A 14,434-nucleotide genomic window follows, 5' to 3' on the forward strand; every position below is an offset into this window, starting at 1 on the left:
GCTTAGTAGTGCCCGGGAGATTATTTAATTTTCTTTTACGTTTCACAAACGAAGCGCGCCCACTTGTCGTCTATAACGTTAGTACGAAGACCGGACACAGACTCAACGTGCTCGCAAGCATTCTGTTCGGCGAAAACGAACTTTTATACTCTCCGGATATCACTATGAAGTGGCTCAAATGTGCCGTGATTGCTCTTGGAGTCTCTCTGATGTCCCATGCGGAAGCTAGCGATATCGGTTTCGTGGAGGACTTCGCCCTTGCAAAAGATCGGGCAGAGGCCCTCAAAAAGCTCATACCCGGAACAGAAGATTACTATTACTATCACTGTTTGCATTATTTGAATACCGAACAGTTCGACAAAATAGAACCTTTGACGAAAATTTGGTTTGAGCGTTTTAATCAAACACAACGCCTGACCGAGATTCAAACTCGCTATGCCTTTCTGACCTATAACAAAGACCCGCAACGAACTCTCTCGTATTTCCGACGAACGTTAGGATTGAATTATCCCCATCAACGCATCATTCAGGGGGGATCGCCGAACCTTCCCACCGCACTCGATGCCAAGTTAATCCGCCGGGATACTTTGAAAGCCGATTCGCTGGCCCGCTGGCCGAATCTGGAGAATTTCGAAGATTCCGCAATGCAATGGCTGGCGAATGAAAACCTCAGCTGGGAACGCCGACGCTTGCTACTCCAGCGGTTGGAACGGCCGGATATCCAAAACCTTCCCGCGCTGATCGTGGAAGATTTAAAAGCCCCAAACAATATTGTTTTCGGGCAGTGGAAAATTCATTATCAGTTGACTTTGGATCAGTTAAACGAACTTTTGAAATTAAAGCCCGATCTGCTGAACCAGGACCACTTCGTGCGGGCCATGCTTCAGAAATTGCATCCGGGGGACGATGAGGATTGGCAAAATACACCCGCATTGCTTCGAGCATATTTGGATCGGCTACTGGCTTTCGTCCGAAAATTAGATCCCGCCAATAATTCGCTCAAAGCGCACGTTCTATTCAACCGCCTGCTGCTGGATCAAACTTCCGGAAATCTCGATAAAGCACTCTTTCTTGAGTATCTGACTCTGCCTCGACAGCGCGGCTATATGCCGAAGGAAATGCTGGACTCGGAATACTCTCGGCGATTCCCCGCGGATTTAAATGCCGACTGGAAGCCGGTGACACTATTACCCATCGTGCGGGATGATGAAGCACTGGTCCGCTACTACTTGAAGCACTTATTGCTGAATGCCAGCGGTTATAAGGAATTTGCGCCGTTCATTAACGACTCCTATCTGCGCGCCGTGTTTGCGGAAACCAAGATTGAGGCCGGGCTGGGCGATGTTGAACAGTGGGCGAACTATTTGTCGCCGGAAAGCTACCGAGCGCTCAAGGAACGAATCGATATCGATTTCGCGCCGACAAACAAAACGCACTACAAAGCGGATGAACCGGTTTCGCTCAATCTCTGGGTAAAAAATGTCCCCACTTTGATGGTGAAGGTCTTTGAAATCAACACGGCCAACTTCTATCAGAGTCAGCAGCGTGAAGTCGACACGGCGATTAACCTCGACGGATTGGTGGCGAATTCTGAAAAAACCTACGCCTATACCGAGGATGCGGTTCGGCGGGTATCCCGCAAATTCGAGTTTCCGCAACTCAACAAAGCCGGCCTATATGTCATCGACTTCATTGGCGCGGGAAAAAGCAGCCGCGCTCTCATTCACAAGGGCCGGTTGCTACCGCTGGTGACGACCAGTACTGTCGGCCAAAAACTGGTCATTGTGGACGAGAACAAGCAGATCGTGACGGGCTGCACCGTTTGGCTCCACGGACAGGAATACAAAGCCGATGACACCGGGGTTGTCTATATCCCATTCAGTACAGCTTCTGGTCAGCAGCCGATCGTCATCAAAAAAGGGGATTTCGCCAGCCTGGATTATCTTTTGCACGCCTCGGAAAACTACAAGCTTCAGATCGGATTCTACGTCGATCGCGAAGCACTGCTCACCCAGCGTATAGCTACGATTGTCGTGCGGCCCAGTTTACTATTGAACGATCAACCCGTCTCATTGAAATTGCTTAAAGATGCGAAACTGGTGTTATCCGCCAAGGATCTCGACGGCATAGTCACCACTACCGAAGTCCCGAATTTCAAGCTCTTTGAAGACCGGGAATCGACACACGAATTTAGAGTTCCCGCCCGACTCAATAGTCTGGATATCTCGCTCCAGGCGACCGTCAACTCGCGTAGCCTGAGCAAGCCGATCACCCTGTCCGCCGGGCACAGCTTTGTCACCAACGAAATCTCCAAAACCGAAAAAATTGAAGATATTCACCTAGCTAAATTCGGTTCCGAGTATGTGCTCGAAGTTCGGGGACGAACCGGCGAGCCGAAGCCAGAACGACCCGTGACAATCGGTTTGAAGCATCGCGACTTTAAGACTTCGACGACCGTTCAATTGAAAACAAATTCTGCGGGCCGCATCCAGTTAGGAGAGTTATTGGATATCACCTCCCTAGCGGTGACTGGACCGGAGCAAATTTCGCATACCTGGAATCTCTCTAGCGACCGACACAGCTACCGAAAGACACTCCATAGCAAGCGCGGCGACATCATCACCCTACCATACATGGGTAAGGAGGCGATGGTTTCCCGGGACGAGTTATCGTTGTTTGAATTGCACGGTTCGACAGTGTTTGCTGACCGGTTTGGAAATCTCAGCATTAAAGATGCGATTTTGGAAATCAAAGATCTCCCGGCTGGCGATTTCGAACTCTGGCTGAAAAAATCGGATGAACGAATTCAAATTCGCGTTACCGAAGGGAACCTGGCTGACGGCTACGTCCTGGGGGATTTGCGAGAACTTCAACTTCCTGGACTGAAACCGGTGCAGATCAGTTCTCTAACTCTGGAAGGCGATAATCTGGTTATCCAATTGCGAGATATCTCTCCGTTTACTCGAGTCCATGTCTTTGGAACGCGTTATCAACCCGCGTTCTCCGCCTTTGAAGAGTTAGCTAAAGTTCGCGATGCGGAGTTGAAAGGGTACTATCCCACGCGAGCCGAATCGATTTATCTATCCGGGCGTAATATCGGCGATGAGTATCGCTATGTCCTGGATCGCCGCCTGCAAAAGCACTATCCCGGCAACATGCTGGATCGACCGGCCTTGCTGCTCAACCCCTGGGTGCTCCGCTCCACCGTAACCGGCGAGCAACTCGCGCGCGACGGGGAAGAGTATGAGAAACTATTGAAGCAGGCACCTGCGGCAGCTTTACCTTCTGGGCCTCCGGCTATGCCTCGGAAGGAAATGCAATCGTCTCTAAGCCGCGCCACTCCACCTCAAGGAGATTTTTCCAACCTGGACTTCCTGTTCGAAGCCTCGGTTGAAATCCTGAATTTGGTACCCGATAAAGACGGTGTCATCAAGCTACCCAAGGCAAAACTGGGCTCGCATTCGATGATCCAAGTTATCGCCGTTGATCCCTTAAATACCACGGCTCGAACATTTACTTTGCCCGAATCTAAAGCCGATTTTGTCGATCTGCGGCTGCGAAACGGTCTGGATCCCAAAGGACGCTTCACCCAACAGAAGCAGGCGAGCATTCTGACCGCTGGACAGCCGTTTGTTCTGGCGGATGCAGCGGCGAGCCGATTCGAAGTGTACGACAGCTTGAATAAAGTTTTCACACTCTACGCCACTTTATCGGGCGATCCGAAGCTGGCCGAGTTTCGGTTTCTTCTCAACTGGCCGAACTTGAAACCTGAAGAAAAACGGAAAGAGTATTCCGATCATGCCTGCCACGAATTGAACTTCTTCCTGTATCGTAAAGATCCGGAGTTCTTCAAATCTGTCGTGAAGCCCTATCTGGCAAATAAGAAGGATAAAACCTTCCTCGACCTCTGGTTGCTCGAAGCCGATCTGAGTGGCTATCTCCAACCGTGGGCTTACTCGCGCTTGAACACCGTCGAAAAAATCCTGCTGGCCGAGCGGTTAATCGGGGAACAGCCCAAAACTACCCGCCATCTCAACGACCTGCTTCGACTCCTACCACCGAATAACGATCGTTCTCGAATGCTCTTCGAAACGGCCGTGAAAGCGGGAGAGCTGTCGCTGAACTCCGACGCCTTAGGTTTATCCAGCACTAGGGGAGTAAAATTGAAAGCGACCTATGGAGGTGCCGATGGAGGTCAGGGAGAGCAAGATAGAGCAGGTGAGAATTTTAATTTGAATGCATTGAACGACACGGATCGCAAAAAAGACTCTGCCAAACGGCGAGATGGCGCTTCGGGACCAGTTGCAAAAGCCATAGGTGCCATAGGTGGCAAAGACGAAAAAGGTGCACTGGAGAAAAGAAACGTTGATTACTTCGCCGATGAGCCTTCACAGAAACAGGCAATCCCCGATCGGCTTTACCGAAAAGTCGATCCCACGAACGAGCTGGCGGAGAACAACTACTACAAGCTTCCTATACACCTGCAAATCGGCGACCTGGTGGGCGTCAGCAACTTCTGGGTGGATTATTCGAAGCGCGACCTGAAAGCTCCATTCCTTTCCCGATATTTGCCTGATGCCTCGCACAATTTCACGGAGATGATGTTCGCACTCTCAGTACTCGATCTTCCTTTCACAGCCGGTAAGCATGATGTGAAGTTCGACGCCGGCCACATGACCTTTACCCCGGCCGGGACGGTACTGGCCTTCCACGAGGAGGTTAAACCGGTGGCCGGCTTGAACGACAAGGTCCAGATTCTGGTCAGCCAGAATTTCTATCGGCTCGGAGATCGTTACAAGGATGAAGATGGTGAACGATTCGACAAATTCGTTACCGATGAATTCGTGATCCAGACCGTCTACGGCTGCCAGATCGTTGTGACCAATCCCACGCCCTCGCGGCAGCGATTGAATGTCCTTATGCAAATCCCGGTCGGCGCCATCGCACTGGCGAATGGCCAAGCGACAAAAACGGTCGCCGTCGATCTGGAACCGTATCGCACCCAGATCCTCGACTACCGCTTCTATTTCCCCATGTCCGGTAAGTACCAGCATCTGCCGGTCCAGGTCGCCAAAGCGGAAACTCTGGTCGCCACCGGCACGCCGTTCACTTTCAATGTGGTCGATAAACCGACCAAACTGGATACCGAATCGTGGGAATACGTTTCGCAAAACGGCACCGGCGAACAAGTGCTGGCCATGCTGGAACGCGAAAACATCAATTCGCTCGACCTCGAAAAGATTGCATTTCGGCTGAAGGATAAAGCCTTTTTCGAATCGATTATCACCCTGCTGAAAAGTCGTCACGTCTACCAACAAACCGTCTGGTCCTACGCGATTTTTCATAACAAACCGGAAGAAGCTCGGGAATATTTCAATCACGCGGATGCAGTCGTGAACCTGTGCGGCGGTCCGCTGCAAAGCCCGTTATTGACTATCGATCCTACCGTGCGACACCAGTATCAACATCTGGAGTATAAGCCTCTGGTGAATGCCCGCGCTCACGCTCTGGGCCACGCTCGACAGATCGTCAACGGAGCCTTCCAGAATCAGTACCAACAGTACTTGAAACTGTTGAGCTATCGCACCATTCTGGATGATACCGATCTTTTAGCCGTGACTTACTACCTGTTGCTTCAGGACCGCATTGAAGAAGCCGTGGAAAGTTTTGCCAAAGTCAACGCGGCCAATATCTCCACGAAGATGCAATACGACTATTGCGCCGCTTACCTGGACATGTATCAGGATAACACGGCCGCGGCGCGTGCCATCGCTTTGAATTATGCGAATGCTCCCGTCGATCGCTGGCGGAATACCTTTGCTGCGATTATCAACCAGCTGGATGAAATCGAAGGCAAGGCAGCTCAAGTCACCGAGAAGAACAATCGGGATCAGGAGCAGGCCCGCCTCGCCGCGAAAGAGCCGAGCCTCGACTTCACCATCGACAACAAGACGATTAATCTCAATTGGAATAATCTCGACTCGGTTACGATCAATTACTATCTGATGGATGTGGAATTGCTGTTCAGCCGCAACCCGTTCGTTCAGCAATCGGGCAGTCGGCAATTCTCCATGGTTCGCCCGAACGAGTCCAAGACTGTGAAACTGGTTACTGGCCAGAATAAGCTTGCGATTCCACTGCCGGAAGAGTTCCTGAAGAAAAACGTTCTGGTGGAAATCACCTCGAAGGGCAAGACCCAGGCACTGCCCTACTATGCCAACGCCATGAATGTCACCTTGAAAGAGAATTACGGTCAATTACAGGCGACCGATGCAGCCACCGGCAAATTGCTCCCGAAGGTGTATGTGAAGACTTATGTCCGTCTGGCGGATGGCACGGTGAAATTCCACAAAGATGGCTACACCGATCTGCGTGGCAAGTTCGATTACGCTTCGGTCAGCACACCCGAACATTCGTCCATTACGAAATTTGGGATTCTGGTGCTGAGCGAAACGCAGGGAGCCCTAATTCGGGAAGTGAACCCACCACAGCAGTAGGATCGAAAATCCACCCATCAACGAAAAAGCCGGCTGGGAATCGTAGTGAGTTCCCGCCGGCTTGATGTTACTTGAATTCAAAAAAGATCAACCGCCGACCTTGGTCTTCAGTTCGGCCAAATGCTTGGAAATTTCTTCCTTGGCTTCGTGGAACTTCTCCGGAGCGGTTTCCTTCAGCTTGGCCAGCTTTTCTTTCAGCTTGGTATACATTTCTTGGGCTTCTTCCTTGGTCTTGCCCGAAAGGCCCTTGATCTTCTCTTCGATTCCACCGAAGTGACTTTCCGTCAGCTTGGCATATTCTTCCTTGGCCTTCTGCAACGCTTCACCGGTCAGATGCTTGACGGTTTCTTCGCTCTTCTTCGCGACTTCAGCGGCTTTTTCACAGGCCACGCCACTCAGCGAGACCAGACCCAGCACGGTAGAGAGTGCCACGGCTTTCACTAATTTCATCGACATTCTCCCAGAATCATGAGCTTCGGCGGATAAAATCGAGCAGAACCAAGCGATCGCCGAGCCGCCCGGTCGCAAACTCACTGAGGTAAGGATATTAACTAACAGGTCGATTACACCTGCTGCTTGAGTGCCAAGGGATTATTCGTTTGAACGGCACTAAAATATAATCGCTTTCACTTGAAATTTCCCTTAAGAATTCCTTTACCAGCCATTATGAAGACTGTCGTGGCCTGCTTTTATCATTTCTTCGATTTCGCGGACTTTGCGAGTCACCGGACGCCATTACGCGATTTCCTGCTTGAGAAGGAAATCAAAGGAACGATTCTCCTCGCCTCCGAAGGCATCAACGGTACTGTAGCTGGTTCACGTGAAAGTATCGATGCACTTCTGACAAAATTGCGCTCCCTTCCAGGTCTGGGACAGCTGGTTCACAAAGAGAGTCTTCATAATACCCAGCCGTTCCAACGGACGAAGGTTCGGCTAAAGAAAGAGACCATAGCGTTCGGCAAGCCCATCGCTCCGGAAGTGCTGGCCGAGACTTATCGCACGCCGCGACAGTGGAATGATTTGATTCAATCCCCCGATGTGCTGGTGCTGGACACGCGAAATGATTACGAAGTCGAACTCGGATCCTTCCAGGGGGCCGTAGATCCCAAAATTCCCACCTTCAAAGCCCTCGTACAGTACGTCGAGGAACATCTCGACCCCGCCAAGCACACCAAAATTGCCACCTATTGCACGGGTGGAATACGCTGTGAGAAATTCGCCAGTTATTTGAAGTCCAAAGGTTTTCCCGAAGTCTATCAGCTCCAAGGCGGCATTCTGAAATATCTGGAAGAAATCCCTGATGAGGAAAGCCTCTGGAAGGGACATTGCTTCGTCTTCGATGAACGAGTTGGCGTAGGCCATGGCCTGAAAGCGATAACCTCTACTGACAGCAACCCCTAAATATTGCCCAAACTCTCCGCCTAGCCCAATTTGCATCATTTAAGCATTCTTCGAAGGCGGCAAATTCGACACCAACGCTGAACTAGCTACTCTTTTGAAATCCTTCCCACTCAACGCATCCTTTGCCACTGCCGATTCCATTTGAGGCAGTCGGAAGATTCGAGATCGAATTCAAAAGGTGCGGCCTTGTACGATATCAACCGGTTACGATTGCTGGATAAGGCAATCATCGGGGTCATTCTGGTAGCGACTGTGGCGTTCGGCGCCTTAGTCGAGATCCGATCAGTCTACCTGTCGACCCGTAAGACCGATGTCGGCTGTTACTTTCGGGCCGCCTGGGCCTATCGCACGGATACGAACATTTACGATGTCCCGGACGATAACGGCTGGCACTATGCTTACCCGCCCGCTTTTGCGATCCTAATGGCCCCTTTCGCCGATGCTCCGAAAGGTTTCGAACAACTACCGATTGCCTTCCCTTACAAAGTATCCGTCGCAATCTGGTATTTCATCAGCGTGATCTGCCTGGCCTGGGGCATTCATATCCTGGCTAAAGCGGTCGAGGATACTTCTGCAGAAGGGAGTTTCCTCAGCAGCTATCCGCCGGGCTCGCGTCCGTGGTGGTGGCTGAGGTTGGTTCCGTTCGGTATCTGCCTCCCGGCGATTGGCAGCACATTCTCCCGCGGCCAGGTGAACACGATCGTGCTGCTGTCCATCGCCGGTTTCGCGGCCGAGACAATTCGCAATCGCCGGGGCTGCGCCGGGCTCTGGCTGTCGGTGGGGATTTGTTTGAAAGTCATCCCGGCCTTCCTGCTGATCCTGCCGTTAGTACGTCGCGATTTACGAACGCTCGGCTACTCTGCGCTGGGAATGTTTATCGGATTGGCCGTTATTCCGACCGTTGGCATGGGCCCCGAAAGAGCCTGGGAAAGTTCCAGATATTTCCTGGTTCATACGATCGCTCCTGGGCTGGGCGAAGCCGGTACCGGGACCATGGCCAAAGAACTGACCGGGATGAATGTGACCGATAATCAGTCTTTCCAGGCGATTATTCATAACTTGAAATACTGGTCGAATTTGCCGCGGCCTCGACAAGCCGATGAATCTACTAAACTGCTGCACGTGAGCCTGGCGGGATTGATGACGCTCGTCAGCTTTCTGGCAGTCCGAAGATGGGCGGATCGACGCTTCAGCGACATGTTCCTGATCGGTAATCTCACCATGATCATGTTCATGGCCAGCCCGGTCTGCCATCACCATTATTTTGCTCTCGCCGTGCCGCTGGTTTTGACTTTGGTGGCAGTAGAAATGCAGAATCGCAGCGACCTGAAGTTCGGCATCAGCATGTCGATTCTAGTCTTGATCCAGATGGCGATGGAAATCCTTCCCAAAATCCCCGCGTTGGAAAAATTACGCGATGCGGGAGTGACCCTCGAAAGCGGCGTTATCCTGTGGGGTTGGGGCGTGGCCACATGTTGGCAGTTGAAATCTGCAACTGTTACTATCGGTCAACAGCCGATTGTGGAAGAGCGTTTACGAACGGCTGCCTGATGCAGGTATTTCAGCGTACCAGGCCCCGTTTTCGCAAGTAGCCGAGAACCAGTTTTTCGAACGGCACCTGATTCGACGTGAACAGGTAGCTGATACCGCGGCGAACGCAAAATTCGCCCAAGGCGCCGCGAAAAGCATTCAACGTATCCTGATAGCGCTTCAGTAGCGGGGCACTCATGGTGACTTCCGCACGATCCCCATCTTCGATATCAATTAGCTTCAGGTCGCCCGTCATAGGCGGTTCGATCTCTTCCTGTGAGAGAATCTGGATCACGTAAATATCGAACTGCCGGGCTAAAAGGTACCGGAGCCCTTCCTGGAAGCCCCCTTTATCCAGAAAATCGCTGAGTATTACCACCACGCCTTTGCTGGTCGTTTTCATGCTGAAGGCTTTCAACGACTTGGTGAGGTCGCTCGGCCCGGAGGGTTCCATCTTGTTCAGGAAGTTGACAAGCTGCATCATGTTACGCCGGCCGCGAATCGGTGCGCTGGACTGAGTGATGTGGTCGTTAAAGCTCTCCACCATCACGCGATCGTGGTTGACCAGACCGATAAAGCCCAGGGCTGCGGCCACCTGCCGGGCGTAATGCATTTTAGTCGGCGATCCGTAATCCATCGATTTGGAGTTGTCTATCAAAATGTGAAAGTGCAAATCCTCTTCTTCGTGGAAGAGTCTGAGGAACAATTTATCGAGCCGGGCGTAAAGATTCCAATCGAGATAGCGTAAGTCATCCCCCACTACATAGTTGCGAAAATCGGCGAATTCGACCGACTGCCCTTTGCGTTTGCTGAGTCGATCACCCTTGGTTCTCCCCTGCAGAATTTTTTTGGAAACGATCTCGAGCTGCTCAAGGCGGCTGAGGAAAGCGCCATCCAAAAGGGGAGTTTGAATCTCTGTCATAAAGCCTCTCAGCAGCCAGTTCCTTATCCAGTCTACCCATCATAACGCCGGCGAATGGCTTCGCTATCTTGATATTGCGGAAAATAGGCCGATAAAGTACTTTCGCCCAGGGTAAAATTGCGGACGCAACGAACTCGCACCCCGGAATCAACGAGACCAAGGATGGCCCTCTTAGAAGTGCGCGGACTGGTGAAATTCTTCGGTCGCCGTAAGGTGGTCGACGGCGTTTCCTTCGATGTCAATGCTGGCGAAGTCGTCGGCCTGCTCGGCCCGAACGGGGCCGGAAAAACTACCAGTTTCCGCATGAGCACCGGTCAGCTCACGCCCAACGAAGGCGAAGTGATTTTCGATGGGAGCGATGTGACCTCGATGCCGATGTACCGGCGGGCCCGTTTGGGGATGGGCTATCTTTCCCAGGAACCGAGTATTTTCCGCAAGCTGACCGTCGAGAAGAACCTGCTGGCGATTCTCGAAGTGCTCCCCAGAAGCCGGGAGTTGGGTCGCCGGTTGACTTATGAGGAACGTTGGCAACGCACCAACGATGCGCTAGCCCAGTTCAAATTGGAACATGTCAGGTACAACGCCGCCGCTCGCGCTTCAGGGGGTGAGAAACGCCGTTTGGAAATCGCCCGCTGTCTGGTCTGCGAACCCAAACTGATTTTGCTCGACGAACCGTTTGCGGCCGTGGACCCCAAGACGACCGAAGAAATCCGACGTAATATTCGCGAGTTGGCTCAGCAAGGGATCGGCATTTTGCTGACGGACCATAATGTGCGGGAGGTTTTGAAGATCACCGACCGCAGTTATCTGATTAAGGATGGTAAAGTTGTCACCAAGGGGACGCCCGAGGAACTGATTCACGACCCCATCGCCATCGATGGCTATCTCGGCAAAACCTTCGTGGAAGATGCACTGGGACGGCCGATGGATACGATTCCCATGGCAGGGCCATCGACTTTGAAAACGCCAGTCGCTCAACCCGTAGCGACGCCGTCCGCCGCTTCCAATGCCTCGGCGGTGAACCAACTCCTGGCGCAGGAGAAAATCCACCGACTTGTGGAACAGTTAAAAATTACGAGTCAACTACGGGAAACTACCAAGGAACTTTTGGCTCACGGACAGGACGCCGTACCGGCATTGCTCGAAGCACTCGAACGCAAGGATATCGATTTGCGCTCCAGATCCTTTGAAGTGCTGAAGCATATCCTGGGCGGGAATCTCCAGTTCGATCCATTTGCCCCCGAAGAGCATCGCCGACGATTGCTGGCGGCTCTGCGGGAGCGCTTTTTACGAGCCGCGTGAATTATTCTTTGACTCGCTTGTAGGTTTCGACTTCGCCCTTTTCATTCTTCAGTTTCAGCGTCGTGTCGTCGACCTGAATGACCTTGTCTTTCGTGACATCGCCCTTTTTGGGTGTGGGATTGTTGGATTTCGCCACAGTGGAAGTCATCTCTCCCTTTTCCACTTTCCAGGTGCCCGAGATCTCCAGTTCGACGGTCTGACCGCCCGCTTTCAGCTTCGCGGAAAATTCAAAGGAGAGATCCTTCTTGAATGTGGAGTACCCTTTGCCGGAGACCCCTCCTTCATTGATCTCAATCACCCACTTACCGACCAGCTTCTCCGTGATCTCCTTATCGCTTTGCTGTTTGGGGTCATCAGCCCGAGTTGACAGGGAGACACTGAACAGGAGCGCGACGACTAACGAGAGCATTCTCATGAATTAAACCCTGGAATGAGGACTTGGTGCCACCGGGAACGAATTATTCCGGCTGGGTTTTGCCATCATAGTGAAAAGCGGCACTCAGGGCCTGACATTGTTCCAAGGTCATATCCCCACGCTGAATCCAAAGTCGATAGCGGACCAAGAGGGGATTTTGTGGAGTCAAATCGTATTCGAAGTAAGAGCCGAACCGACCATAATCCCTCTCACTATAGCGAGCCTCTTTTGGATTCTTGGGATGATCCATGTAAAGCACTGTGTAGCGTTGGTTCCCCACCACGAAACTCATGGCATTCCAGTCGAGGTTCACGGGGCCTTTTTTAGTCTTGGGATCCCAGTTTCGAGTTTCGCCCGGTTTACCTTTGCCATCCTGCCGAAGGTAGTAAGTATCCAGATTGATTTTCTCTTTTCCGACGGTCTTCTGATTGTCGGCCACTTCCATGTTCGCTCGAAAATGAAAACCCGCATGTTGCGGATCGCCATCGAGTCGGACTTTCGGTTTGTCGGTTTTCAGGAGGCTCACAAAATCGATCAGTGTTCCGCCGGGCAGATTATAAGCGGTTAATTCCCTTTGTTCCTTTGCGAAAGTGGCCCCATCCTGGCCATGCCAGTCAATCGCTAAACGCTGACTGCCGAGCAAATAGCCCGCGTCCTGGGCAAGAATGCCTTGGTCCGAAACAAATTCGTTTTTGCTGCCGTGCCAGACATCGGCTTGCTTTTTATCGTCGTAGGAGATCTTGTTGAAACCGTAAAACAGCCCGCGATGGTGGGCATAGAGTTTTTTCTCGTCCTCCCGATAAGCGCCCGATGTCAAAACCGTTTTACCATCGACTGGATCGAACACGTGATGGTAGAGTTTGAAGGTGAGATAGTGCCCAGTCTTCGAACTGTTGTCGTGCTTGGAATTCATGTACTCGAGTACCGGGCGTTCATCCAGTTTCAGAAGGGGATAGTTATCCAAAGTCGTCCATTGGAAGCCTTTGCCTGAATGAATTTCGCTTCTGGGATTGTTTGTAACATCAGTCACTGATAGTTTAAGATTTTCATTGGCTTTCCAATTCGTCACCAGAATCACCAGAACACTTTTTTCCGTGCCCAGCCCGAGCGATCCATGGCGTACCTGATTGGCGTAAACCATGCCCTTGGCATCGGTCACGTGGAATAGCGAATTATCCTTCGCCGTAATCGGTAACTGAAGCAGCACATTGCTGAGATCCTTCTTCGGGCCATCGCACACAATCCGGACAGACTCGCTAGCCGACAACCGGGCGGAGGTGAAACAGAACAAAGATACCAGAATTAAACGGAACATGCGGGCTCTCGGTGGGAGTCGCGAAATCAGTTTGGGCTGACTGAAATATTGGAACACAAAACTCCCGCCAGCGGCCACAGAAATTATTTTCCGCTGACGAACTTCTCGGTTTTTCCCGGAGCCAGGGCTCCCGTTTTGGGTAGCCAGAGAATGGTTTCCTCGATTTTCTGGGCCAGTTCAAAATCTTTGTCGGTGATGCCGCCTTCACTGTGCGTTTGCAGCTTTACCCAGATTTTTGCATAGGTCACCGCCAGATCGGCGTGATGATCGGCGGCTTCGCAAAGAAAGCCGATGGCATTCACGGCCAGAAGCGTGGCCTGCCAGCCGCTCGTGGTATATTTCCGTCGCAGCCAGCCGTCTTCGAGGTACCAGCCGGTCAGTTTCCCTTCGGCGATCTTGGCCGTTACTTCGGATTCGTTGTACACCTTCAGAGAGGTCTTTTTGTCGGACATTGTTGATCTCCGGAAAAATTCATGCGAAATACCAAGCCTTGGTTGAGACTGCGAGAATTGTATACGCAAAGAGCTTTCGCGTTTGGCGATTTCACGCTCGCCTCGGGTCAAAAGAGTTCTTACTACATCAACTCCAAAAAGATTTTGTTTCATTCGGAGGCCGTGGCGCTATTAGGGGAATTGCTGTACGAAGCAACCTGCGATCTGCCTATTCAGGGAATTGGCGGACTGGAAGTGGGAGCGATTCCCATGTCCGCCGCGGCGGGGATGTATTACCATCAAAAGGGACGAGCCATTGAAGGGTTTTTCGTTCGCAAACAAGCGAAAGAACATGGCAGTAAAGAACGGATCGAAGGAGTGATCAAACCGGGGGAGAACGTCGCCATCATCGACGATGTGCTGACGACCGGTGAATCGGCTCTGCAGGCCGTGAAGGTTATGGAAGAGTTTGGCTGTAAAGTGCTGCGAGTAGTCTGCGTTGTCGACCGCCTGCAAGGAGCAGCCGAGCGACTGAAGGGCTACGATTTCCAGCCGCTTTATACAGTCGCCGATTTCGGTGTGAAAACGCCCGGTTAAGGATCGTTTACTGGCGAGGAAGCC

10 protein-coding genes are annotated in these 14,434 nt (G+C 51.9%); 5 read left to right on the top strand and 5 right to left on the bottom strand.

Going from position 1 to position 14,434, the window contains the following annotated elements; all coding sequences use genetic code 11:
- Positions 1-164 precede the first annotated feature (164 nt).
- Complete coding sequence (locus KIH39_RS17285; protein ID WP_213494470.1) at positions 165-6,497, top strand: hypothetical protein; 6,333 nt, start codon at positions 165-167, stop codon at positions 6,495-6,497.
- 87 nt (positions 6,498-6,584) lie between these two features.
- Here the strand turns inward: KIH39_RS17285 and KIH39_RS17290 are convergent, their stop codons facing one another.
- On the bottom strand, positions 6,585-6,947 hold the full coding sequence (locus KIH39_RS17290) for a hypothetical protein (protein WP_213494471.1): 363 nt from the start codon (positions 6,945-6,947) through the stop codon (positions 6,585-6,587).
- A gap of 228 nt (positions 6,948-7,175) precedes the next feature.
- Between KIH39_RS17290 and trhO the strand changes: the two genes are divergently transcribed.
- Entirely contained in the window at positions 7,176-7,898 is a 723-nt protein-coding gene (gene trhO / locus KIH39_RS17295) for an oxygen-dependent tRNA uridine(34) hydroxylase TrhO (protein ID WP_213494472.1), read from the top strand.
- A gap of 186 nt (positions 7,899-8,084) precedes the next feature.
- Positions 8,085-9,449 (top strand): glycosyltransferase family 87 protein, encoded by a 1,365-nt coding sequence (locus KIH39_RS17300; protein WP_213494473.1) that lies wholly within the window; start codon positions 8,085-8,087, stop codon positions 9,447-9,449.
- Between the two features lie 10 nt (positions 9,450-9,459).
- On the opposite strand, the gene KIH39_RS17305 is transcribed toward KIH39_RS17300, so the two are convergent.
- Positions 9,460-10,350: a DUF58 domain-containing protein gene (locus KIH39_RS17305; protein ID WP_213494474.1), complete on the bottom strand. Its 891-nt coding sequence runs from the start codon at positions 10,348-10,350 to the stop codon at positions 9,460-9,462.
- Positions 10,351-10,512: 162 nt separating this feature from the next.
- On the opposite strand from KIH39_RS17305, the gene lptB reads away from it, so the two are divergent.
- Complete coding sequence (gene lptB / locus KIH39_RS17310; RefSeq protein WP_213494475.1) at positions 10,513-11,652, top strand: LPS export ABC transporter ATP-binding protein; 1,140 nt, start codon at positions 10,513-10,515, stop codon at positions 11,650-11,652.
- 1 nt (position 11,653) lies between these two features.
- On the opposite strand, the gene KIH39_RS17315 is transcribed toward lptB, so the two are convergent.
- The 3 genes from KIH39_RS17315 to KIH39_RS17325 form a co-directional block, all read right to left on the bottom strand.
- A complete protein-coding gene (locus KIH39_RS17315; protein WP_213494476.1) occupies positions 11,654-12,067 on the bottom strand; it encodes a hypothetical protein in 414 nt (137 codons plus the stop codon).
- Between the two features lie 43 nt (positions 12,068-12,110).
- Positions 12,111-13,382, bottom strand: coding sequence for a DUF6807 family protein (locus KIH39_RS17320; RefSeq protein WP_213494477.1), 1,272 nt, complete (start codon positions 13,380-13,382; stop codon positions 12,111-12,113).
- An 83-nt stretch (positions 13,383-13,465) separates the two neighbouring features.
- Complete coding sequence (locus tag KIH39_RS17325; protein ID WP_213494478.1) at positions 13,466-13,834, bottom strand: 4a-hydroxytetrahydrobiopterin dehydratase; 369 nt, start codon at positions 13,832-13,834, stop codon at positions 13,466-13,468.
- Positions 13,835-13,855: 21 nt separating this feature from the next.
- Here KIH39_RS17325 and pyrE point away from each other — a divergent pair, with 21 nt between their 5' ends.
- Positions 13,856-14,410, top strand: a complete 555-nt coding sequence (pyrE, locus tag KIH39_RS17330) for an orotate phosphoribosyltransferase (protein ID WP_213494479.1) — start codon at positions 13,856-13,858, stop codon at positions 14,408-14,410.
- Positions 14,411-14,434 lie beyond the last annotated feature (24 nt).

This window comes from Telmatocola sphagniphila (genome assembly GCF_018398935.1).
Lineage (GTDB): Bacteria > Planctomycetota > Planctomycetia > Gemmatales > Gemmataceae > Telmatocola > Telmatocola sphagniphila.